General features: G+C 57.8%; 23 protein-coding genes, 1 pseudogene and 1 riboswitch. Of the genes and pseudogenes, 14 read left to right on the forward strand and 10 right to left on the reverse strand.

The genetic code is table 11. The features are described 5' to 3' along the window. Positions 1-270: 270 nt before the first annotated feature. The 5 genes from ACZ5FP_RS13840 to ACZ5FP_RS13860 all read right to left on the reverse strand — a co-directional run bounded on the left by ACZ5FP_RS13840 (position 271) and on the right by ACZ5FP_RS13860 (position 6,254). Positions 271-738 carry a DUF411 domain-containing protein gene (locus ACZ5FP_RS13840; RefSeq protein WP_464660774.1) on the reverse strand — a complete coding sequence of 156 codons (468 nt, stop codon included), beginning with the start codon at positions 736-738 and terminating at the stop codon, positions 271-273. Next, entirely contained in the window at positions 738-3,929 is a 3,192-nt protein-coding gene (locus tag ACZ5FP_RS13845; RefSeq protein ID WP_464660775.1) for an efflux RND transporter permease subunit, read from the reverse strand. Before ACZ5FP_RS13845 ends, ACZ5FP_RS13840 begins: the two co-directional genes overlap by 1 nt. Next, positions 3,926-5,359, reverse strand: coding sequence for an efflux RND transporter periplasmic adaptor subunit (locus ACZ5FP_RS13850; RefSeq protein WP_464660777.1), 1,434 nt, complete (start codon positions 5,357-5,359; stop codon positions 3,926-3,928). The genes ACZ5FP_RS13845 and ACZ5FP_RS13850 overlap by 4 nt, the downstream gene beginning before the upstream one ends. After that, the gene (locus ACZ5FP_RS13855) at positions 5,356-5,754 is read right to left on the reverse strand and encodes a FixH family protein (protein WP_464660779.1); all 399 of its coding nucleotides are present in this window, start codon (positions 5,752-5,754) and stop codon (positions 5,356-5,358) included. The genes ACZ5FP_RS13850 and ACZ5FP_RS13855 overlap by 4 nt, the downstream gene beginning before the upstream one ends. Positions 5,755-5,873: 119 nt before the next feature. Further along, positions 5,874-6,254 (reverse strand): hypothetical protein, encoded by a 381-nt coding sequence (locus ACZ5FP_RS13860; protein WP_464660780.1) that lies wholly within the window; start codon positions 6,252-6,254, stop codon positions 5,874-5,876. A 913-nt stretch (positions 6,255-7,167) separates the two neighbouring features. On the opposite strand from ACZ5FP_RS13860, the gene ACZ5FP_RS13865 reads away from it, so the two are divergent. From ACZ5FP_RS13865 to ACZ5FP_RS13880, 4 genes are all read left to right on the forward strand, one after another. Beyond that, the gene (locus ACZ5FP_RS13865; protein WP_464660782.1) at positions 7,168-7,311 is read left to right on the forward strand and encodes a hypothetical protein; all 144 of its coding nucleotides are present in this window, start codon (positions 7,168-7,170) and stop codon (positions 7,309-7,311) included. A 16-nt stretch (positions 7,312-7,327) separates the two neighbouring features. Further along, positions 7,328-8,734, forward strand: a complete 1,407-nt coding sequence (locus ACZ5FP_RS13870; protein ID WP_464660783.1) for a DUF1254 domain-containing protein — start codon at positions 7,328-7,330, stop codon at positions 8,732-8,734. A 32-nt stretch (positions 8,735-8,766) separates the two neighbouring features. Beyond that, positions 8,767-9,759 carry a DUF1254 domain-containing protein gene (locus tag ACZ5FP_RS13875; RefSeq protein WP_464663275.1) on the forward strand — a complete coding sequence of 331 codons (993 nt, stop codon included), beginning with the start codon at positions 8,767-8,769 and terminating at the stop codon, positions 9,757-9,759. Between the two features lie 260 nt (positions 9,760-10,019). Next, on the forward strand, positions 10,020-10,943 hold the full coding sequence (locus tag ACZ5FP_RS13880) for a SphA family protein (protein ID WP_464660784.1): 924 nt from the start codon (positions 10,020-10,022) through the stop codon (positions 10,941-10,943). A gap of 191 nt (positions 10,944-11,134) precedes the next feature. On the opposite strand, the gene ACZ5FP_RS13885 is transcribed toward ACZ5FP_RS13880, so the two are convergent. Continuing rightward, positions 11,135-11,881 (reverse strand): spermidine synthase, encoded by a 747-nt coding sequence (locus ACZ5FP_RS13885; RefSeq protein WP_464660786.1) that lies wholly within the window; start codon positions 11,879-11,881, stop codon positions 11,135-11,137. A gap of 251 nt (positions 11,882-12,132) precedes the next feature. Here ACZ5FP_RS13885 and ACZ5FP_RS13890 point away from each other — a divergent pair, with 251 nt between their 5' ends. The 3 genes from ACZ5FP_RS13890 (at position 12,133) to ACZ5FP_RS13900 (ending at position 13,279) form a co-directional block, all read left to right on the forward strand. Beyond that, positions 12,133-12,528 carry a DUF983 domain-containing protein gene (locus ACZ5FP_RS13890; protein ID WP_464660787.1) on the forward strand — a complete coding sequence of 132 codons (396 nt, stop codon included), beginning with the start codon at positions 12,133-12,135 and terminating at the stop codon, positions 12,526-12,528. Further along, a complete protein-coding gene (locus ACZ5FP_RS13895; protein WP_464660789.1) occupies positions 12,525-13,052 on the forward strand; it encodes a GNAT family N-acetyltransferase in 528 nt (175 codons plus the stop codon). Before ACZ5FP_RS13890 ends, ACZ5FP_RS13895 begins: the two co-directional genes overlap by 4 nt. 104 nt (positions 13,053-13,156) lie before the next feature. Beyond that, positions 13,157-13,279 carry a hypothetical protein gene (locus ACZ5FP_RS13900; protein ID WP_464660790.1) on the forward strand — a complete coding sequence of 41 codons (123 nt, stop codon included), beginning with the start codon at positions 13,157-13,159 and terminating at the stop codon, positions 13,277-13,279. Positions 13,280-13,300: 21 nt separating this feature from the next. On the opposite strand, the gene ACZ5FP_RS13905 is transcribed toward ACZ5FP_RS13900, so the two are convergent. Beyond that, positions 13,301-13,513, reverse strand: a complete 213-nt coding sequence (locus ACZ5FP_RS13905; protein ID WP_464660792.1) for a hypothetical protein — start codon at positions 13,511-13,513, stop codon at positions 13,301-13,303. An 11-nt stretch (positions 13,514-13,524) separates the two neighbouring features. After that, positions 13,525-13,776 carry a rhodanese-like domain-containing protein gene (locus ACZ5FP_RS13910; protein WP_464660794.1) on the reverse strand — a complete coding sequence of 84 codons (252 nt, stop codon included), beginning with the start codon at positions 13,774-13,776 and terminating at the stop codon, positions 13,525-13,527. Between the two features lie 83 nt (positions 13,777-13,859). Here ACZ5FP_RS13910 and ACZ5FP_RS13915 point away from each other — a divergent pair, with 83 nt between their 5' ends. Continuing rightward, positions 13,860-14,123, forward strand: a complete 264-nt coding sequence (locus ACZ5FP_RS13915; protein WP_113095787.1) for a helix-turn-helix domain-containing protein — start codon at positions 13,860-13,862, stop codon at positions 14,121-14,123. Here ACZ5FP_RS13915 and ACZ5FP_RS13920 read toward each other — a convergent pair. Beyond that, positions 14,120-14,329, reverse strand: coding sequence for a hypothetical protein (locus tag ACZ5FP_RS13920; RefSeq protein WP_464663350.1), 210 nt, complete (start codon positions 14,327-14,329; stop codon positions 14,120-14,122). The two genes, ACZ5FP_RS13915 and ACZ5FP_RS13920, sit on opposite strands and share 4 nt — an antisense overlap. On the opposite strand from ACZ5FP_RS13920, the pseudogene ACZ5FP_RS13925 reads away from it, so the two are divergent. After that, positions 14,228-14,944 (forward strand): annotated as a pseudogene (locus ACZ5FP_RS13925) (YoaK family protein); the annotation flags it as partial. The gene ACZ5FP_RS13920 and the pseudogene ACZ5FP_RS13925 overlap by 102 nt on opposite strands. Positions 14,945-15,998: 1,054 nt before the next feature. On the opposite strand, the gene ACZ5FP_RS13930 reads toward ACZ5FP_RS13925, so the two are convergent. Then, positions 15,999-17,429: a cation diffusion facilitator family transporter gene (locus tag ACZ5FP_RS13930; RefSeq protein WP_464660796.1), complete on the reverse strand. Its 1,431-nt coding sequence runs from the start codon at positions 17,427-17,429 to the stop codon at positions 15,999-16,001. A 77-nt stretch (positions 17,430-17,506) separates the two neighbouring features. Continuing rightward, a riboswitch (yybP-ykoY riboswitch) is annotated at positions 17,507-17,602 on the reverse strand. A 206-nt stretch (positions 17,603-17,808) separates the two neighbouring features. Between ACZ5FP_RS13930 and ACZ5FP_RS13935 the strand changes: the two genes are divergently transcribed. The 5 genes from ACZ5FP_RS13935 to ACZ5FP_RS13955 all read left to right on the forward strand — a co-directional run bounded on the left by ACZ5FP_RS13935 (position 17,809) and on the right by ACZ5FP_RS13955 (position 21,966). After that, positions 17,809-18,405 (forward strand): TetR/AcrR family transcriptional regulator, encoded by a 597-nt coding sequence (locus ACZ5FP_RS13935; protein WP_464660798.1) that lies wholly within the window; start codon positions 17,809-17,811, stop codon positions 18,403-18,405. 30 nt (positions 18,406-18,435) lie between these two features. Further along, positions 18,436-19,773 (forward strand): glycosyltransferase, encoded by a 1,338-nt coding sequence (locus tag ACZ5FP_RS13940; protein WP_464660800.1) that lies wholly within the window; start codon positions 18,436-18,438, stop codon positions 19,771-19,773. Next, entirely contained in the window at positions 19,770-20,615 is an 846-nt protein-coding gene (locus ACZ5FP_RS13945) for an arylamine N-acetyltransferase family protein (RefSeq protein WP_464660802.1), read from the forward strand. Before ACZ5FP_RS13940 ends, ACZ5FP_RS13945 begins: the two co-directional genes overlap by 4 nt. Before the next feature lie 404 nt (positions 20,616-21,019). After that, entirely contained in the window at positions 21,020-21,577 is a 558-nt protein-coding gene (locus ACZ5FP_RS13950) for a DJ-1/PfpI family protein (RefSeq protein ID WP_464660804.1), read from the forward strand. Between the two features lie 26 nt (positions 21,578-21,603). Beyond that, positions 21,604-21,966 (forward strand): ribbon-helix-helix domain-containing protein, encoded by a 363-nt coding sequence (locus ACZ5FP_RS13955; protein ID WP_223613073.1) that lies wholly within the window; start codon positions 21,604-21,606, stop codon positions 21,964-21,966. Positions 21,967-22,188 lie beyond the last annotated feature (222 nt).

Below are 22,188 nucleotides of genomic sequence, written 5' to 3' on the forward strand. Positions count from 1 at the left end.
TGTTACGGCCGTTACATAATCCTAATTACCAGACCCGTCTACGCCGAGTCTCAAAGCTTACGAATCTGTAAGAAAATACGCGTTGCGGAAACTTCTCAGTTCGAGCAACTGTCGAAGAGCATGTGGGCAATCATGGCTTGGGTGGCAATCCGGATGCTAATCGATTTCCAGAAGTCAGAATACATCTCTGCCCGAAAACTGGGAATCCAATAAGACACGAAGAAACACGCTCATGCGAACGCGATGAAAAGTCCGAGCAGTAGCCTTCCCCTAACTCATTGGCCTGACCTCGTAATAAACCGAAACCTTCCGATCCGGTCCTTTGGCAACAGCAAGGACATCATAACTGGCACTGGGGTCATTGCCCATGCCGAGAGACCCGGCGGGCATGCCTGGCACCGCCAGCCCGGCGATGACAGGTTTTTCCGCAAGAAGTTTTCTGACCGCCTCCAACGGCACGTGCCCGTCGAGGAAATAGCCCTCGACGGTTGCCGTGTGGCACCCTTCAACCTCTGCCGGAACGCCGAAGCGCTTCTTGATGCCCGGCAGGTCGTCCGTGTTCACGCGTTCGACCCTGAAGCCTTCGGTCTCCATCGACTTCGCCCAGAGATTGCAGCATCCGCAGCTCGGGTCCTTGTATATTGTCATCACCGATGGCGTTGCAGCGTTGGACTTACCAACGGTCAGGGCAACAAAAGCTGCCCCGATGCCTGTACATAAGAATTCGCGTCTCTTCATCAGCGTGTACCTCCAGCTTGCGGATTCATTGTCGCCGGTATCGGCAGTGTGCCTGTGTCGTGCGCTTCCACCACACCTGCCACCCTCAACTTCCATCCTTTGACGATGCCATAGACGGCAGGAATGACAATAAGCGTCAGCAGTGTCGATGAGATCATGCCGCCGATCATCGGCACGGCAATGCGCTGCATGACTTCCGATCCTGTTCCCGTACTCCACAGGATGGGCAGAAGCCCTGCCATGATGGCAACGACGGTCATCATCTTCGGCCGGACACGTTCGACCGCTCCCATCATGATGGCTTCATTGAGATCAGCTCGTGTGAACACGCCGCCGCTTGCCGCCCGTCTTGCCTGCACTTCCTTCAACGCCTGATCAAGGTAGATCAGCATGATCACGCCCGTCTCGGCCGCCACCCCCGCCAGCGCGATGAAGCCGACCGCCACGGCGACCGACGTGTTGAAGCCGAGCCACCACATCAGCCAAATGCCGCCCACCAGGGCGAATGGCAGCGACAGCATGACGATCAAGGTTTCCGTGAGCGCCTTGAAGTTGAGGTAGAGCAGCAGGAAGATGATCGCCAGCGTCAGCGGCACCACGATCTTCAGCTTGGCTTCGGCCCGCTCAAGGTATTCAAACTGACCGCTCCAGGCAACGGAATAGCCCGCCGGCAATTTGACGTGATCGGCCACAGCCTGCTTGGCCTCATGAACATAGCCGCCGAGATCCCTGCCCGTGATATCGACAAAGATATAGACTACCAGTTGGCCGTTTTCAGTGCGGATGGAGGTTGCGCCGCGGGTCAATTCGACCTTGGCGACTTCACCGAGCGGAACCGTTCCGCCGCCGGGCAAAGCAATCTGCACATCGCGGGCGATGGCTTGCGGGTCACTGCGCTGCGACCGGGGATAACGGATGGTGACGCCGTAACGTTCCCGTCCTTCCACCGTCTGGGTGATTTGCTGCGCGCCCAGAGCCATGGAGATGACATCCTGAACATTCTGGATCGACAGGCCGTAACGTCCGAGCGCCACCCTGTCCGGAACAATATCGAGGAAGTATCCACCGATGACCCGCTCGGCATAGGCGCTCGACGTCCCCGGTACGGATTTCAGCACCCGCTCGATCTGTCTTGCCACCCCTTCCATTTGAGCAAGGTCCGTACCGTACACTTTGACGCCAACAGGTGTGCGGATACCCGTCGACAGCATGTCGGTGCGCGCCCTGATCGGCATGGTCCAGGCATTCGAAACACCTGGAAACTGCAAGGCAGCATCCATTTCGTTCTTCAGACTGTCGGCAGTGACGCCCGGCCGCCATTGCGACTTCGGTTTCAGGTTGATGATGGTTTCGAACATTTCAGTCGGTGCTGGATCGGTCGCCGTGTCCGCCCTTCCCGATTTGCCAAAGACGGATTCGACTTCCGGAAACGACTTGATGATCCTGTCCTGTGTCTGCAGCAACTCCGCGGCCTTGGTGACGGATATTCCCGGCAACGTCGTGGGCATATACATCAGCGTGCCTTCGTCGAGGTTGGGCATGAACTCGCTGCCAAGCTGGCGCGCAGGCCAAATCGTGACGACAAGAGCGGCAAGTGCGATCAGGATGGTGAGATACTTTGCCTTGAGAACCATAGTGATCAGCGGTCGGTAGATGGCGATCAGAAAGCGGTTCACCGGGTTCTTGTGCTCCGGAATAATCCGGCCGCGCACGAACAGGACCATCAGTGCAGGCACCAGAGTAACCGACAGAAGCGCTGCGGCAGCCATCGAGAACGTCTTGGTGAATGCCAGCGGCCCGAACAGTTTGCCCTCCTGACCTTCGAGTGTGAAGATCGGGATGAACGACACTGTGATGATCAGCAGGCTGAAGAACAGGGCCGGTCCAACCTCCCCCGCCGCCTCGATCAGTATTTCGACCCGGGGTTTGCCGGGCGGCGCACGCTCCAGATGTTTATGGGCGTTTTCAATCATGACGATAGCCGCATCGATCATTGCCCCGATGGCAATGGCAATACCGCCAAGACTCATGATGTTGGCCCCCAGCCCCAGCCATTTCATGGCAATGAAGGCCATCAGAATACCAACGGGCAGCATGATGATGGCAACAAGCGCACTTCTGACATGAAGCAGAAAAATGATCGTTACCAGCGCAACGACAATGCTTTCCTCCACCAATGTTCTCTTCAACGTTTCAATCGCAGAATTGATCAACGTCGAACGGTCGTAGACCGGAACGATATCGGTGCCTGCCGGCAGGCTCTTCTTGATTTCCGCCAGACTTGTCTTGGCGTTGTCGATGACTGTCAGCGCATTGGAGCCGACGCGCTGAAGCACGATGCCGCTGGCGACCTCGCCAGTCCCGTCCATTTCGGCAATGCCGCGCCGCTCGTCGGGGACGATTTCCACGGCAGCAACATCCGAAAGCCTGAGCGGAACGCCATTCTCCGTTTTCAGAACGATATTCTCGATGTCTGAGACGTTTTTGAGATAACCGCGCCCGCGCACCATGAACTCGAATTCAGACAGTTCTACCGTCCGGCCACCTGTATCCATGTTGCTGGCACGGACTGCTGCGCCAACCTCGTCCAGAGTGACGCCCTGCGACTTCAGTCGTGCGGGATCGACGACGATGGAGTATTGCTTGACGAAACCGCCGAGCCCGGCAATTTCCGACACGCCTTCGGCCTTCGATACGCCGAAACGGACGATCCAGTCCTGCATCGAGCGCAGCTCGGCAAGCGACTGTTCCTTGGCAACAAGCGTATACTGATAGACCCAGCCGACACCTGTCGCGTCGGGCCCGAGTGTCGGCGTAACGCCTGCCGGCAGACGGCTTGCGGCGGCATTCAGATATTCGAGCACCCTGCTGCGTGCCCAATACATGTCCGTTCCGTCTTCAAAGATCACATAGACGAACGACACACCGAAAAAGGAGAAGCCGCGGACGACTTTGGACTTCGGCACCGTCAGCATCGATGTCGTCAGCGGATAGGTCACCTGATCCTCGACAACCTGCGGTGCCTTGCCGGGATAATTGGTAAAGACGATGACCTGAACGTCGGAAAGGTCCGGGATCGCGTCCAGCGGCAGAGTGCGGATGGCGTAAATGCCGACACCGACCGCCATGATCGACGCAAAGAAAACAATGATGAGATTGCGGGCTGACCAGTCAATGATACGTGCGATCATGGCTTCACCTCAGAAGGAGCAAGCGTATTGAGCGCTGACTTCAGGTTGCTTTCGGCATCGATCAGGAAGTTTGCCGACGCGACGACTTTGTCTCCGGCGCTGATTCCATCACTGATTTCGGCCATACCGCCGCCGCGCTTGCCGACCTTGACCTTGCGCGGTTCGAACTTGCCGTCTCCCCTGTCGAGGATCACCACCTGACGATCACCGCTGTCGATAACGGCGCTATCGGGAACGGTGACAACCGGATCGCCGTTGCCGGAAGCGATTTCAACGTCCGCATACATATTTGTCCGCAATATTCCGTCCGGGTTGGATAACTCGATCCGGACGCGGGCGGTACGCGTCTGCGCCTGAATATCCGGATAGATCAGATCGACCTTTCCCTTGAACTCACTGCCGGGAAGGCTGCGGACCCTGACCGTCACGTCAGCACCAACCCGCACAGACCCAAGTTCATATTCGGGCACATCAGCCATGACCCAGACATGTGAAATGTCGGCGATCCTGAACAGCACAGCTCCGGGTGCAGCCATCATGCCTTCAACGGCCGAGCGTTCGAGAACGACGCCACGACGAGGCGCAGTCAACGTGATGGATGACGGCACTTTCCGGTTGTCCCTGATATCGGCAATCACCTGGACGGGAACACCGAGGTTTTCGAGGCGCAACCTGCTGCCGCCATTCGAACCAGAATTATCGGCTCTAAGATCGGTGATGTACTGCGCGCCCGCCGTTGCGATCTCACGGGCATAAAAGCTGACGAGCGGCGCTCCTTCGGCGATGACATCCCCTGTCGTAACATTGGCGACCTTTTCAACGAAGGCCTCCGTGCGGGTGGAGACCACGCTGACGCGGCGCTCGTCCAGCTGGACGGTTCCGGGAACCCGCACGGGCCGGATGATCGTGCCCATCTCGGCAACCGCCGTTCTCACGCCCGATCGCTGCAGTTTACCCGGCGATATCGTTACCGAACCATCATTGGTGTCTTCGCCGTCGAAAACGGCAATGTAGTCCATTCCCATGGAGTCCTTTTTCGGCAGCGGCGATGTATCGGGCAGGCCCATAGGGTTGCGGTAATAGAGCACTTTGCGTTCACCGGGCTTATCCGGCATTTTCCCAGCGGCCGGTTTAGCATCGTCGAAACTTACATCTTCGCTGGCAAGGACCGGGCGAAATGCCCGCCCATCCTTTGTTTTGGCCGGAGTGCCGGAATATTCCGGCAACCCATCGGGATGACGGTAATAGATGACCGGACCGGACGCCGGAATTGGCCCGGCAGTTTCGGCCAGAGCGGTTTCCGGCATGACGGTTTTCGGCAGGAGTGCAACAACGGCCGTGGGCAGGCCATGTTGGCCTACCCAATAGCCGCCCGTTCCGGCCGCCGTGATGACGGCGACCAGAACGAGTGCGGACGTTGTGCGTTTCACTGCACGACTTTGAAAACAAGCTTATTTTCGACAGTGCCCTCTTCACCCTGCACTTTTGCAGCGACCGAGAAGCGCCAGTTTCCCGCCATCGACAGGTTCGTCTTGAAGGAATAGACGCCCGCTTCCGTTGTTGGCATGGCCTTGGCCGGCGTGGTCATCATTTCCATGCCATCGGGCTGCATGTCGATGCGGGTTGCCGAAATGACGGCATTTTCGACAGGTTTTCCCGAGCGTTTGTCGATCAGCTTGACGGCAATAGTCGCCGCGTCGTTCTTCTGGATTTCGCTGGTGACCAGCTTGAACTCGTAGTCGGACGGGGCGGCATGGGCCATAGTTACGGCCGCGAAGAGAGAGGCGAGCGCGAGGCCCGCAAAAGCAGAACGGTTGATTTTCATAGTTTCAAATTCCGATTGTCATGAACCGTGGCGTACACGGCGGTCAGCGCAGCAAACGCTACGCAACGTGACGAGCGGTGGTACCACTCGGCGGAACGACGCTCACGCGTCGATGACAATCAGAGGCTTGGGGGGCGGTGTGGCGGATCGCCTATGCGTGACGCCAAGGCTTCAAAGACAGCGAGATGAAAGAGGTTCTTTTGCCCGAAGATCGAAAAGGTATCGACATCGACTGTCGACAGGCTGGAGAAGCCGGTGACACACAGAACATTCAGCGGGCAGTCCTTGGAGCAGTCGGGAACCTTGACCTGCTTTTCCGGGCAACATGACATGTCGACTGGCATGCCTGCCGTTTCGACCTTGTCCCCCATGCCCATCGTGACGGGCATGTTCTGGTCAGCCATAGCCGCACCGCTCACGAAAACCGCCATCGGCCCGAGGAGAAGCCCGAGCAAAGCGAAAGCAAACATGAACATACGGATGGCAGAATATCTCGTCATTGATCTCTATCTGACATAAGCGTCTCGACCTGAACAGGTGCTCACCGGAAGTTGATGTAATTTGCCGCACGGACCATCCAGCGCCCACTTGTTGCCATGGCATCGTGAAGCACTTGGCGTCGATACCAAACCTAGAATTCGACGCGGCCTTCTCAATGACGCAGGAGATATTTGACGAGGGCTGCGGCCAAGAGAAGCAAAACGACAAGAAACAGAACACCAAGGGCTCCCATGGCCCAACCCATTCCTTCAGACATCCCGTTCATCATCATCGCAAAAACCTTTCATTTATCAACAGGATGCCGGCTGTCCGATGACAGCAGAAAGGCCGCCATCGGACCAGGGTTATCGATCAACCGTTCATTTCGGGATGGGGCGCAGCAAGAATGGGGGATACGTTGGCGACGCTGAATGTCAGGGCCATCGCCAAGCCGAGGAAACGCATGGAATTTCTCATTTCTAGTCTCCTTCGTTAAGTGTTGTCACAACTACGCGTGTTTGAATTTGATGGAAGCGGACGGCCTGCCGGTGCGGGCATGTTCCAGTCGAGTACACTGGCCACCCGGAAGCCCGCGATCTTGGTTTTGACATCGGGCCCTATGACACCGAAATTGTTACCCTGAGGATCGACGCCAAAGAAAACGCTCGGATGATCGCGCAGATATAGAGGAGTACGGGCGCGCCCTGGCTCGTTTTATCATGTGGAGTTGGCAGATCCTGACGGACAGCCCCCAAACAACGACCCTGCAACGTATGTAACAGTTACGTACTTCCTCCCTCGGCCGTTTCCATATTCAAATCATACCACCAGCACTTCGATGTGAACCGTAAGCGGTGTCCCGGTCGCACCTTGACCAAGATGCTTTCGGGGGGTTCGAAGATTGCCGCTATGCTGGGCGTAGGATGCGCGCTCGTGGGAGGCGTCGGGTACAAATGGAAGGAAACGGTTTCGGCTGTGATCGGCTATCGCGCCCTTGGCGTGAACTACTCCAACGGCAGCCTGACCAACGGCATCGTCAAGCATGGCCCGATCCTCGGACTTGTGTTCCATTTCTGACCTATCGGAGGACAAGATGAAAGCGTTTGCGGTGGCGCTCCTGGCAGGCGTCGTATTTTTCCTTCCACACTCGGGAATCGCAGCAGAAGGCTCAGAGGGCAAGCAGCGCGCAAGCCGGGCGATCGAAGCGGTCGTTTGGGGCATGCCCGCAGTCAACTTTGACCTGATGTTCCAGGCGATGACAAAGGCGGGCGGCAAGGAGAACCAGATCGTTCTTTGGTCAAGGATACCGGACTGGCGAAATCAGACGCTCACGCCGAACCCCAGCACCATCTATCTGATGCCGTTCATCGACACGAAGAACGTCGGGCCGATGGTTCTGGAGATTCCTGCAGCGAAGGACGGCGAAATCACCGGCACGATCATGGACGCCTGGCAGGCCGCGCTCGAAGACGTCGGACCAGCGGGTGTCGACAAGGGCCGTGGCGGCAAATACCTGATCCTGCCTCCGGGCTACTCGGGCAAGGTTTCGAAGGGTTACATTCCACTTCGTTCCGACACCAACATGGCCTACGCGCTTTTGCGCTCCAATGTTGGCAGCGGCAGCGCGGCCGATGTCGCCAAGGCGGTCGACTATGCCCGCAAGATCAAGCTCTATCCGCTGTCACAGGCTGGGAAGCCTCCCGCAACCACGTTCGTGGACGCCGCCGACACTGTCTTCGACAGCACGATCCCCTACGATCTGCGCTTCTTCCAGGCACTTGACCGTTTCGTGCAGCGCGAACCCTGGCTCGAACGAGACAAAGCGATGATCGACCAACTCAAATCGGTCGGCATCGAGCAGGGAAAGCCGTTCGCTCCGGACGGAGACGCCAGCAAAACCTTGGAGCGGTCAGCGGTCGAGGCTCACGGGCTGCTGGAGAAGCAGTACGAAGCCCTGTTCCAGCCGCCCTTCTATGAAGGCGCTCAATGGGCGCTGCCGGTCCCTCACGACCTGAGCGAGGGCCTGTCCAACCTGTTCAGCACGCCTGGCGTCTATCCCCTCGACAGCCGCGGCACGTTCTTCTCGTTCGCCTTTTCCAGCATCAAGCATCTCGGCACCGGGCAGTTTTATCTGGTGACGATCAAGGACAAGGATGGCAACGCTCTTGATGGCGGCAGTACTTATCGCCTGACGGTGCCTGCGGACGCGCCCGTATCGCTCTACTGGTCAGGCACCGTCTATGATCGCGAGACCCACGGCCTCATCCGAGACCAGAAATGGTCGAGCCGTGGCTCCAACACGCCCGGCCTCCAGAAGAATGCGGACGGATCGGTGGACGTCTATTTCGGGCCCAAAGCCCCGGAAGGTAAGGAAATGAACTGGGTGCCGACGAAGGACGGTTCCGGCTGGGAGATCATTTTCCGGTTCTACGGGCCGAAGAAGCCGCTTTTCGAGAAGACATGGCGGCTCCCGGACATCGAAAAAACATCGGCAAGGTAGTGGCGAGGGAAACCATGCAAATCAGAATTTTGATGGCCTTCACGGCGGCACTACTGTTCTCGCCGGCAGTATTGGCGGAGACGCCGGTTCCCGTCACGGTCGACAACTTCGTTCGCGCAGAAACAGACCTCTACTTCACCAACTCCGTCAAAGGAGGAGGATTTGGAGGATGGCATCACATCCGCGAACTCCTGCCGATCGACAAGCAGACCGTGATCCGCGGCAACAGGGACACGCTCTACTCGACGCGGGTGTTCGATCTTGACGCCGGGCCCGTGACGGTGACGCTTCCGGATGCCGGGAAGCGCTTCATGTCGATGCAAATCATCAGCGAGGATCAATACACGACCACGGAATACGGAGCTGGGGCGCACAAGCTTGACAGGGAGAAGATCGGCACCCGGTACGCGCTGGTCGGCGTCCGGACGCTCGTCGATCCGAACGATCCCGATGATCTCGGACGGGTCCACGCGCTACAGGACGCTATAAAGGTTGATCAGCCTGGTGGCCCCGGACAGTTCGAGGTTCCGGACTGGGACAAGGAAAGCCAGAAAAAAGTGAGAGAGGCGCTGCTGGTTCTGGCCAGCACCGTCAATGATACCCGCAAGGCTTTTGGAACGCGGGAGGAAGTCGATCCGGTGCAATACCTGATCGGTGCCGCTTCGGCTTGGGGCGCTAATCCGCCTCGCGACGCAATCTATCTCAACGTCGTCCCCCCAAAGAATGATGGGAAGACAAACTACACGTTGCTGGTCAAGCACGTTCCGGTAGATGGCTTCTGGTCGATCAGCCTTTACGACGAGAACGGCTATTACGTTAAGAACGAGTACGACGCCTACTCGCTTAACGACATCACCGCGAAGAAGGAAGGCGACGGGTCCATCATCGTTCATTTCGGCGGTTGCGACGGAAAAGTGCCGAACTGCCTGCCGGTCATGAAGGGGTGGAACTACATGGTCCGGCTTTATCGCCCCCAACAGCCGATACTCGATGGAAGCTGGACTTTCCCCGTTGCCGAACAATAGCCCGCAGCCGAAAAACACAATGGAGAAAAGCAGGTGCCAGACCACAACACCAGACCCGAAACATCCATACAAGGCGGGTCAAATCTCGGTGGACATGCCGGGACACTTCTCAAGGGAAATCAACATCCTATGTACGGCCGGGCGTTGGGATAGGTTCGGATCGGCCTTACCACGCAAACATTGAGGCTGGCATTACACTGGTGAGTTTTTAGCAGGGGAACGAGGGGATGAATTCAAGAGCGATGTCACGCATATTCGGTATGGCAGCCATGGCCGCTGCGGCGATTGTTTGGGCAGGCGATGCGCGTGCCACCGAGGCCGTGGCGGGCCGCTACATTCCCGGCGTCTACGCCGGGCCTGGAGAAGGTGTCGTCCCGCCCGTTCCAGGCGTCTATTGGGGCATTTCGAACATCTATTATCATGGCAAGGCGGGCGGCGACGTGCCGATCGGCAGGAATTCGGTCGCAGTCGGGCTCGAGGCCGATATCTGGACCACCGCCCTGGCGGCGGTCTATGTTCCCGAACTGCATCTTCCCGGTAACTGGACCTATGCGGTCCAAGCCGTCATCCCGATCGGCTGGACGAGGGCGCAGGCGACACTGGGGCGGTTCGGGACTGAGCAGGAGGTCGGAGCCTTAGGAGATATTTCGTTCGCTCCCGTCGTGCTCGGCTGGCATAATGATGCGTTGAACACGTTCTTCTCGGCTTCACTGACGGTTACCGCGCCAACCGGCGAATGGAAGGAAGGCGACCTTGCCTTCATCGGCCTCAATTATTGGACGTTCACGCCAGCGGTCGCGTACACACGGCTGCTGCCCGAATACGGCCTGGACCTCTCAGCCAAGCTCGGCGTCGACATCAACACCAAAAACAACGACACCGATTACTATAGCGGGGCCGTGGCCCATCTGGACCTGGCGGTCACCAAAAGCCTGAGCGAGAATTTTTCGGTGGGCGGCCTCGCCGGCTTTCTGCATCAGATCCAGGATGATCGTGGCACCTTCGCCGATGCCCATGACGGGTTCCGCGGGCGCTCCATCGCGATTGGTCCATTCGTGAAATACAAAGCCAAATTCGGCAAGACAACAGAGGTCGGTTTCGGCCTGCGCTGGGCGCATGAGGTCGAGGTCGAGAACCGGATGAAAGGCGACGCCGTCTTCTTCGACATCAGCGGCAAATTCTAACCGAACGCGGTGGATAGTCGCTCTATGAGTTGCTATCTCACCGAACTTTCCCGCTGGGCTCGCACGAGGACCACGCGGAATTCGTTGCGAAGCTCCAGAAAGCCATTGCATCCGACGATAAGGATGAGGCAACAAGTTTTGCAGCCGACGCAATGCTGTTGCGTTGTCGGTTGAAACCGCCCGAAGAACGTTTACACCAACTGTTCAGGTTGCTGCCAGGGGATAAACCTGAAACGCTCAAGGTCACGCGCAACATCATCTGCGACCTCTGTTGGCGGCATTAAAAGCGTAGGCTCGTCGAAATGCTCAACCTGCCCCGCCACAAGCAGGGTGTTACGATCCCACAGGCCAGGGGTATCCAGAAGACGCACGTCCGCCCAGAAATTGCTGAGTTTTGCCGCCATCCGTTTGGGAAACAGGTCGCGATCATTGTGGGCCCAGATATTGCTGATCAAACAACCGTTGGTTTCGTCAAGACGTGCATGCGCGAGTTCAAAAAAGGTTTCGGTGCATAGGTGATCAGGGATATCCCCTCCCGTATAGGCATCCAAAATGATCGCATCGTAGCGATGGCGAACAGCATGCAGAAAGTTCAAACCATCCGCGACGTAACATTCTATGTTGCGCGGTAAGTTGAAATATTTCCGGGCGATGAAGAAGGCAGTGGGATTGATGTCCACGATCGTCACCCGAACACCCGTCTTGTCGAGCATCGTACCCAGGCTGCCGCCGCCACAGCCGATCATCAGGACATTCCTGGCCTGTGTTTGAGCAAGAAGGCCAAAAATCGCATGAATATAGGGCGCGACACTGACTCCGTTTATGTCGCTTTCGGATTGGTAGAAACCGCCCTGGCGGTAAATAACCGAGCCGGTGTTCTTGGCTTGCAATACTTCGATTTTGCCAAATTCGGAATGAAACTTCGCCAGCCGGATCATTATGCCGTCAACCTCAATAATCTTGCCATCGACCGGCCTCGGCCGGAGACCCGCGCTTGCGTCAATTCAGCAAACAATCTGATCTCAGCACCTGGAATCAATTATAATGTATAAAACATCACTAATTGACTATAAAACGTTCCTATATATGCTGCAACTGGCAAACATCAATTTCCATCCGGGATAAACCGCACGGGCGTAGCATAGGTGCAGAAACCTCAGTGCCGTTTGAGAAACAGCAAGGACAAATCATGAGTGAAGACAAAGCGCTCTATCCACCAGTTGATCCCGTCTCCGCAGGGATCAAGGGCCGCTGTCCACGCTGCGGCCAGGGCAAAATGTTTGACGGCTTCATTAAGCTGCCCAAACACTGCACGAATTGTGGCCTTGATTATTCCTTTGTCGACACGGGCGAAGGGCCCGCAGTCCTGGTGATGCTGCTCGTCGGCTTCATTGTTGTCGGCCTTGCCCTTTGGATGGAAGTAACGCTCGCCCCGCCCCTGTGGCTGCATTTCATTCTGTGGATACCCCTTGCGCTTGCTCTGTGCCTCACGGCGCTGCGCACAATGAAGGGAATTCTCATTGCGCTCCAATACAAGCACAATGCGGCCGAAGGGCAGATCGACCGCTCGGCAAAATCCAAATGATGTCGCATCCAGATGACACAGATGCCCCAAAAGGAATACAGCCGATGATTGGCTTCAGACCCATGCGCCAAGACGAGTTTTCGAGCTATCTCGATTATTTCATCCCTGACTATGCTGCGGAGATCTCGGCAAATTACGGCCTGTCCAATCCAGAAGCAGTGGTGCAGGCGAAACGCGAAATCGCCAAAGACCTGCCCAACGGTCCCGATACATTCGGACAGGTCTTGCTCTGCATAACGGATGGCGAAAGAGAAAATGCCGAAACCATTGGTTATCTTTGGTACCGCGCCGATACGGATTCCAAGATAGTGTTCATCAGTGATTTTCATATCCTTCCTGCCTATCAGGGTAACGGCCATGGCAAGAAAGCGTTACATACTCTGGAAAGTGCGCTCGCCAGGGAAGGATTTGAGCAGATCCGGCTGCGCGTCGCCGCGGACAACACGCGCGCGCAGCACGTCTACCAGGCCGGGGGATTCCGGACGACTGGTATCAACATGAGCAGGCGCATCAAAACGGCATGATAGTCAGATTGGCGCGTCCGAATTGTCGATGCAATCCTCCCGATCAACGGGATTTTCGAGCGCCGCCGTGCTAAATTCAGCGCCTTTCAGTGGAGGTTACGGAGATGGCCTATCTGGACAGGGATGATCGTCAGAGGGACTGGGAAACGATCGGTTATGACACTCTTTTGGCATTGAGCATCGCGACACCAATTGCCTTGCTGGTGTTCTTCGTCTTGCGGATGTAACCGCGCATCGGCCGATTGCGATCAACAGGATTGTGGCTCCAGTTCCGCTCTGAAGCGGTCAACCCATTTTGCGACTTCAGCCTGCGCTTGTTCACGGGTTCTAAACGGCCCAATGAGTTCATGCTTTACGCCGCGGTCATTGACTTGCACGTAATGAAGACCCGTCGCCACAACGATGCCCACGGACGAGTCTGCGGACGTTTTGATCTCGACCGACGTTTCATTGATCGCCATGTTCATCCCCTTCAGTCGCAGCCGCTGCCTTGATCAGGCTGGGTTACCGGCTTTTGCGCTTCCAGCCTATTCAAAAGCTCGGCAAGTTCCTCGGCATCCCGCCGGTTCATGCCAATAATGGTACGGCTGCCCATCTCGGCCGCCCGTGCCGTGCGCGCGTCGATGACCGTCCAGGTATCATTGAGATCTTGCTGTGGTTTGTAACGTTGAGTCATAAAGATGAGAATAACGCCCACTTTCATTCCTGCCAAGAGGGCGCGCATATTTTATCGTTTCATATTGATGTTTTATACATCAGTGGTAAGGTGATGCAGCTAACTACTCAATGATAAAAGTGGATACGATTTTGATTACTGCAAACCAAATGCGGGCAGCGCGAGCACTTCTCGGTATCGATCAGAAAGCCCTCGCGGAAATGTCGGGGGTTTCCCTGCCGACCATTCAACGGATGGAAGCCAGTGAAGGCGATGTGCGCGGCATCGTCGACAGCCTGATGAAGGTCGTCAACGCCCTTGATCGCGCAGGTATTGAGCTGATCGGCGAACATGCGCGCAGCGAAACGGGTGGCAGAGGCGTAAGGTACCGTCAACCGTCGCAAAAGTTCAACTAAATGCAGATGCTGTGGGATGCACCGTGCAGCGGCAGGACTTTCACAACATACCTGTGCAACTCAATTCCTGTCGCTGTCGATTGATGATCCCCTATTTGCGCAAGATTGCCGGGAGAGAACGGTTTGAAAAGACCGATCGGCATCTTGCGCAGTTCCTGACTTTTGTGGCTGGAGCTGCAAATGCCGGAGGCTTTCTGGCCGTTCATCAATACACCTCTCATATGTCAGGGATTGTCTCTGCCATGGCCGATAATCTGGTGCTCGGTGACACAAGTCTGCTGCTTGCAGGCCTCGCTGCCTTTCTCTCCTTTGTGGCCGGAGCCGCCTGCTCAGCCATACTGGTCAATTGGGCGCGGCGGAAAAGACTCCAGAGCGAATACGCTCTGCCGCTTATGTTTGAAGCCATACTGCTGATCTGCTTTGGACTGCTCGGCCGCAACCTGGAGCACCGTGAATGGCTGTTCGTTCCGGCAACAGTCATGCTCTTGTGTTTTATCATGGGCCTGCAGAACGCCATCATCACCAAACTCTCCGGCGCACGCATAAGGACAACCCATGTGACGGGCCTTGTGACCGACATGGGCATCGAATTGGGCAAGCTCTTCTACTGGAATGCATCACCCAGCAGCCCCGATACGCCTTTCGTCAAGGCTGACCGCAAAAAGCTCAAGCTGCTGGCGTCCCTTGTCGCGCTGTTTCTTGTTGGCGGTATCGCCGGCGCAATCGGTTTCAAGCATCTCGGTTTTGCCGCATCGCTTGCGCTTGCAGCCATCCTTCTCGTATTGGCGATTGTGCCTGTGCTTGATGATCTTAAAACCAGGTGGAGCAAGCTTGGTCTTGGACTCGACTGAATTACACTTTTGCGAGCCCCATTCTCCCATCAGTGCTCATCCCAGACATTTTTTCAGGAAACCCGACACGATTTACTCGACTGTGCCCTTTGGAGCGAACAGAATGGTGTCGCTCCATTGGTGGTGCGGGACGGGCAAGCCATTTCGCTCAGCGCCTTGAGGGTGTGTCCGTGGCAATGCATCGGGTGCCACCAAGCCGTCACATTCCGGATCGTCAGAATGTGACAGCGCCTGCGTTGAAGCGTGAGTAGCGGCGCCATGCCGGCATGCCCATCGGGGAAAACGACCGGCATCTCCTGAAAAGTACCGAATTGAAGCAATGGGGTAATCATGAAAAGACCACCATTTTTCGTTATCGAGATGTCTGTATTGCAGGCCTCACAGGCGGGACACTGGAGCAATTCGACATCTTCGAGGCTCAAGTTTTGTGCCATGCAATCGATGTTGCGTATTTTCTCCGCCTGAAGTTGCAAGGCTATTGTTAGCAAGCAATATGAAAGGAGTGACGGATATGAGAGCGTTCGTACTATCGCTGGCAGCAGCATTGTCTGCCTTTTCCTTTGGTGCCGAAGCCTCTCCTCGCATCCCGCTACCCCCCTCGGATCATGGTGTTTTGGTGCAGCGTGCCGACTATTGGTGCGGTCCGGGCGCGTATTTGTCACAGAGGGGCTACTGCGTGCGCCGCTACTACCGCCCGCCCCCACCGCCTTTCTGGGGTTGGGGGCCCCCGCCCCCGCGGTGGCATCGCTGGGATGACTGGCGTTACGACAACGGCCGACACAAGGGTTGGTACAAGCACAAGTGGAGGCACCGCGACGAAGACGACGATTGAATTGAGGCGCACGGGCATCGTCGTTGCGATCAGGATGCAATCAGCAACGAAGCAAAGCGGATGGTCGTCGAATGGCCGTCCATCCGTTTGAGGCGAAGAGCTATTTCTCTGTGGTGGGAATGCTTTTGATCGCTGTTCATCGGTTACCGATACCCTCCCCAGGAGGACAAGATCAAATGCGAACGGTTGCGATCATGACTCTTGGGACAGGATTGTCGCCAAGCGCGGCTCGGCATGACCGACCACCCGGACCACTCCCGGATACTGCCTTCTGAAACGGCGTTCGAGCAGGTCGACGTTCTTGTGCATGGTGGCTACGTCAAGCGCGTCATCGAAATAGCAATGATAGTTGACCACGAGCCCGGCCGGGGTACGCCGTACACGCACATCATGAATACTCTCGATGGCTGGTATCTTGGCAGCGGTCGCTTCCAAAATACCGCTGACTTCAGATGCTTCACTTTGGGGCACATCCAGACCGGAGAGATGTGAGACTTCCAAGGGTTCAATATGGGTCTCGACCTCCGTCTCCGGCCCCAGTTCGTCCCGGATAGCGATTTCGAGCCTGGTTGCTTCGACGTGGGCCGCGCCAAGGCTCAATCGCCCGTCGACCTCCAGATCGAGACTGATCGACAGGCGGTTTTCCACCTCTTGAACAGTGATATGATGCACCAGCAATCGCCGCTTGGCGGCCGCAATCAAGACGCGATCAAGCACCGTTTCATCATCCAGGGCTCTTGGTTCGGTGGTCACCGTCAAGGTTGTGTCGGCGAACTCCTCCCGGACCGCTTTGGTAATGCGCTCCTTGATCGCGACCACCCTCTCCAGCGGCAGTGTCCGTGAGATTGCAACCGCAATCTCGCCAAAGTTCCCGGTCCCTCCCGGTCGCAACCGGACACCGGCAACCTCGACGACACCTGGCACATCATTCACGATTGCCCGGACCCGTTCGGCCATGCCTTTCGGAGCGGTATCGAGAAGGGTATCGATCGTGCTGCGGCCAAGACGCCAACCCGCGATGGCGACGAACAGCGCAACACCGATTGCGGCAAGCGCATCGCCATATTTGAAGCCGAAAAGTGCAGCGACGAGTCCGAGAAGCACCAGCGTCGACCCGGCCAGATCGGATGCAAAATGCAGCGCATCGGCCGCAAGTGCCTGACTTCCAGTTTCGCGTGCCACTTTGCGCAACGTATAGACACGGTTGATATCGATAATGATCGAGACGATCAGCACGGAGAAGGCCAGAATGGTCGGCTCGAATTCACCGCCGCCCTGCATCAGGCGATCATAGGCATGCATGATGACGACCGTCGCCAGGATGAACAGGATGACGGTCTCGGCCAGCGCCGCAAGGCTTTCGAACTTGCCATGCCCGTAATGATGTTCTTCGTCGGCGGGCTTGTTGGCTGTGCGCACGGCGAAATAGGTAATGATCGTCGCGCCCGTATCGACAAGTGCGTGTGCTGCTTCCGATATCAGCGCAAGCGATCCGGAAAGAATACCGGCGACAAACTTGCCAATCGCAATCGCGGCACTGGCCAGGATCGATAACAAGGCCACGCGTTCTTTGCGTGCCGCGTTGTCGTTGGAGATTTGAGTATCGCTATGATTTCGGGACATGGAATTTGCTCCAGTCGAGCCTTGGACCGGGCGAAGACACACCCCGCTCGTCTGGTGCTTTCGCCACGGTCTTGCTTGGCCGACAGATCGGCTGATCGCACCACGCGCCTTTGCGCAAGTGTGTTGACGCGACCCCGCCCAATGGACGGTAGCTACTCCCCGATGGCACCCATCTAGTTGACAATGAATAAAAAGTCAAAGCAAAATCAATTAGTTAGATGCATGTGATATTCATTTGCAGATAGATGCAGCCAAAGACAGCTCACACCTTGACCAAGATGCTTTATGCAAGGTCGCAACTGCGTGCGTTGCCAACCGCCGTTGACATCCCCTTCAATTTGGAATTACTCTATGTAACATGAAATTGAGGGCGACAACCATGTCTCCACGAGCCTATCGCCAGTCGGCGCGCGCCAACGCTGTTCAGGATACCGAGCAACAGATCGTCGACGCCTTGATTGCACTCCTCGGAGAATGCTGGTTCGACGAGATCACTCTCGACGACATCGCTGCCGCGGCAGGCACCACCCGTCAAACTGTGATACGGCGGTTCGGCGGCAAGACCGGCGTGCTCAGCGCCATGGCGGCCCAGATGGATGTCTCGATCCGGGACCAACGCTGGAGCACGCCGGCCCAAAGCGAGGCGGACATCGTCGCACTCCTGATGGACGATTACGAACGCACGGGCGACATAATCGTGCGGACGCTCGGGCAGGAAGCGCGCACTCCCGAGTTCGCCGCCGTCCTCGATCGCGGACGCAAAGGTCATCGCGAGTGGATCGAAGACATGTTCAAGGGCTGGCTCGACAAGCTCGACGGCCAGCCCCGCGCGGATCGGCTCGCGCAGTTGTTGGCCCTGACCGATGTTTGGATCTGGCATCTGCTGCGCCGGGCGCAAGGGCATTCGGCCGCGCAGACACACCGGCTCATGACGCAGGCGATCGAGCGCCTGCTGCGTGAGGATAAGACGAACTGATCCGGTCTTCATCGAGAAAGGAGCAAGGCAATGATGAAGACGACAGATGCGGAGGCCCATCTGCGTATCCTGGCAGTCTGCTGGGAAGGCGGCGGCAACGTGCCGCCGACGCTCGGGGCCGTGCGCGCGCTCGCTGGCCGGGGCCACGACGTGCGCCTCATCGCCGACGACACGATGAGAGCGGAGGCGATCGAGGCGGGAGCTCGCTTCCTCCGATGGACGCACGCGCCGAACCGTCCTGATCGCTCACCCGAGAGCTGCTTCGTGCGTGATTGGGAAACCGCCGATCCCTTGGCCGGTTTCCAAAGAGGGTGCGAACGGATCTTCGTCGGACCAGCGCAATCCTATGCCGAGGATATTCTTGAAGCACTGGCAACGGAGCCATCCGACATCCTTCTCGGCTCGGATCTGCTGTTCGGCAGCATGCTCGCGGGCGAAATTGCGAAGGTTCCGACGGCTCTGCTCGCAAGCAACATCTCGCTCTGGCCTCTCCCCGGACATCCGCCGTTCGGTCCGGGCTTTCAGCCTGCCCGGTCGGCGGCGGACAGAGCGCGCGACACCGAGGTTTCGGCAAGGGTCGAGCAAGTATGGGACGCCTTCCTGCCTTGCCTCAACGCCGCCCGTGCTCATTTCGGCGTCGCGCCGCTGGCCCATGTCCACGAACAGCGCTTGAGCGCCGGCCGCCATCTCCTTGCCACCAGCGCCAGCTTCGATTTCCCCACCGAGCGCCTGCCGGACCGTGTGCGCTATGTGGGGCCGCTTCTGGAGATGCCGAGCTGGGCGCACGAACGCTGGACGGCCCCATCAGCGGGCGAGATACGGCCACTCGTGCTCGTATCGTTCAGCACCACCAATCAGGGGCAGGCCGACGTGCTCCAGCGGGTGATATCCGGTCTGGCCGGGGAGCCGATCGAGCTGGTCCTCACCCTCGGCAAAGCACTTGAGGGACTTCGCCTTCAATCGCCGGCGAATGTCACCATTCTTGCCAATGCAGCGCATGACGACATTTTGACCAAGGCCCGCGCCGTCGTCACCCACGGCGGACACGGCACGATCATGCGATCGCTGCGCCATGGCGTCCCCCTCGTCGTTCTTCCGATGGGGCGCGATCAGAACGACAACGCCGCGCGTGTGGACTATCACGGCGCAGGCCTGCGCCTCGACCCTTCGGCACCTGCGCAAATGCTCGGCGAGGCCGTGCGGCGCGTCCTTTGCGAGCCGAGCTTTGCCGAGCGGGCGTTGGCACTTGGGCGTGCCATCGCCGAGGAAGGCCCGGGACCCGCACGCCTCGTGGCAGAAATCGAGGACTTCGCAGCGGGGTCTTCACACAGAGCTCGAACCGTCCATCGAAAGGAAACAGAAGCATGACGCACGCCTCTTCAAGCGAAAGTGGAATGACCCTGACGTCCGGCCAACTGGACGCCTATCTTACAAGGATCGGGGTCGAACGGCCGTCTTCTCTCGACGTCGCCAGCCTGTCGAAACTTCACCGCGCCCATCTCTTGGCCTTCACCTGGGAGGCACTGGATGCTTTCATGGGATGGCCGTCCTCGCTCGTCCCGGCCGCCGCCTTCGCCAAGATGGTGGAGGGCAAGCGCGGCGGCTGGTGCTACGAGATGAATGGCCTGTTCGGCGCGGCGCTTGCCGCGCTCGGATTCCGCGTGACCCGCCTGTGCGGCGGCGTCAATCGTGAAACACTGGGCGACAACGCCATCGGCAACCATCTGACGCTGCGTGTCGATCTCGATCGCCCGTACCTTGCCGAGGTCGGCTTGGCGGACGCCATCGTCGAGCCTGTGCCGCTTGCCGTCGGGCCGATCAGCCAGCGCGGCTTCGATTTTTCGATCATGCCGACGGACGACGGCTGGCTGCGTTTCAGGAACCATGCGCGCGGCATGGCGCACAGCTTCGATTTCCGGCCCGATCACAGCGATGAGGCCGCCATCACCGCCACGCTTGGCTGGCTGACGCAGGATCCCGGCTCGCCGTTCACGAACGCGCTGGCGATCCTGCGGCATACCGCGGATGGCTATCTCGCCCTGAAGAACGATTGCCTGTGCCGCGTGACGGCAGAGGACGTCAGCGAACAGCGCATCACGAGCGCGGATCATCTTGCCGACACGTTCGAAACGATTTTCAGCCTGGACGTTCCCAAGCCTGCAAAGATCTGGGACAAGATCCAGACGATCGGCTGCGACAAGAGCGACTGACGCGACACCGTTATCCTGCTTCCCGAAGACTATCATGGGCATGGGCATCGGGTTACATTCTTCATTTTGTTGCGTCCGTATTTCAGACTACTTCTGGAGAAGATGCGGCAAGACATCAGACAGCGAGGAATAGTGACTTTGGGACATGAAGGGAGCACCGTCGCATCATATTGCTGCTCAATTTAGTGCGATAAATGTACCGCTGGTGGCGATGCGTGATCCAATAGCGGGGAGCGCGCCATCTGTTCTTTCAAATGACCAAAACCGCATGTTCAGCCCAGTGAGGCCCAACAGTAATGGCCGAGAGCAACAGTCGAGTGTTCCCGTAGTATCGGGTTAACACCTGCCTTCTCACCTTACGGCCTATCCTTGCCGCCTCATCCATCAGCAAGGGAGGATATGCGATGGCGAAGATTCTGATGATCACCGGCGATTTCACCGAGGACTATGAAACCATGGTCCCGTTCCAGACGCTGCTTGCAACCGGCCACAGCGTTGCTGCGGTTTGCCCCGGCAAGAAGGCCGGCGATACGGTCAAGACCGCGATTCATGACTTCGAGGGTGACCAGACCTATTCGGAAAAACCCGGCCACAATTTCGCACTGAATGCGGATTTCGATGCCGTCGACCCCGCAAATTATGATGCGCTGGTCGTTCCCGGCGGCCGCGCGCCGGAATATCTGCGCATGAACCCGGACGTCATCAAGATGGTGCAGCACTTCTTCGAAGCCCGGAAACCCGTTGCCGCCATCTGCCATGGTGCGCAATTGCTCGCCGCTGCCGGCGTTCTGAAGGGGCGGACCTGCTCGGCCTATCCTGCCTGCGCGTACGAGGTGACGGCATCAGGCGGCACCTTTGCCGATATCCCGGTGACAGAGGCCGTCACTGATGGCAATCTGGTGACAGCACCTGCGTGGCCTGCCCATCCGGCATGGCTGAAGCAGTTTCTGGCGATCCTCTGACATCCAGAAGACGGGAGGCCCTTACGATGTGCGAGCTCTTCATCAAGGCCGATGCCAGTCAATGGCAGAGCCGTACGCACAGCCTGCGCATTGACGGGGTCGCCACCTCGATCCGGATCGAAAACCATTTCTGGGATACGCTCACCGAGATCGGCCAGCGCGACGGCATGACCGTCGCGCAACTCATCACGCGGCTCTGGCACGAGGCGATGGACGCTGACCACGACCTCGGCAACTTCACATCGTTCCTGCGCGTATGCTGTGCGCGTTACCATGCCCTGATCGCCGCTGGCGAAATCTCACAAGACCTCAACATCCCAATTGCGGACCACGCCGCCCGTGAAATCCTTGCCCGTGAAACGGCCCGGCGCAATACCATCATGAATTGAACTCGTTGCCACACGCTAGCCGATTGCGGCATGGGGCCGGTAGCGCCGCAGCCAAGAGCAGGAAATGCGCGTGCAGCTTGTCACCAATTGTCTTAAGTCGCTGACCTCTGCCATCGGGGAACCAGTTTCCGCCTACATGATTTGAACTGGCGGGAGGCGGCCAGACAGCCAACGTTTCTTGCTCGGCATTCGTCATCCCCTTCGTAATCCAGACCGCCATGG

It is taken from the genome of Phyllobacterium sp. T2-21 (assembly GCF_055378485.1).